Below are 569 nucleotides of genomic sequence, written 5' to 3'. Positions count from 1 at the left end.
TTGTTTAATGGTTCGCCCATATAAACTTACGATCTTTCCTCTTGCGTCTTTGAGGGGAAACACTATGCAGTTGACTAGTCCTTTGTAAGTTCTGCCGTTGTAACCGATTTCTAGTTTTTGATAGTCTAGGGCTCGCTTTTCTGTGTATTCTCTGGCGGTTTTGCTTTGTCTTAAGTTGCTCTTCATTTTGTAAAAGAGTTCTTCTAGTCTATCTAGGGGGATTTCTTGATATTCTTTACTTCTTTGGATCTTATGGCTTAGATCGGTTAATTGACTGGCTTTGAGTAGTGCCTCATGTTTGGTTAAGTTTTCTTTATACATAATAAAATCAATGACGTCAATCACTTTATTAGACTGCTGGCAATTTCCTGAATAGCACCTGACCGTATGGGTATCGGGAAAGATTTGCATGCTTGGCTTTTTATCTTCATGGAAGGGGCAACAACAACTGTTGTTTTTGGTCTGGATCTGGTAATGTTCCAATACTTGCCTTATGGTTAGATTTTGCTTAATGTCTGCTATAGTCATAACTTATTGTTTTGGGGTGACTAAGTTTTTTAAAAATATTT

At 37.1% G+C, this 569-nt stretch carries 1 protein-coding gene; it reads right to left on the bottom strand.

What is annotated here, in order from left to right; translation table 11 throughout:
- The coding region (locus ETU10_RS00150; protein ID WP_246118395.1) for a CHC2 zinc finger domain-containing protein at positions 1-528 on the bottom strand (528 nt) is incomplete at its 3' end.
- Between the last annotated feature and the right edge of the window lie 41 nt (positions 529-569).

This window comes from Apibacter muscae, from assembly GCF_007845595.1.
GTDB classification, from domain to species: domain Bacteria; phylum Bacteroidota; class Bacteroidia; order Flavobacteriales; family Weeksellaceae; genus Apibacter; species Apibacter muscae.
Note: the sequence above shows the minus strand (reverse complement) of the source record. Positions and strands in the feature narration are given on the sequence as shown.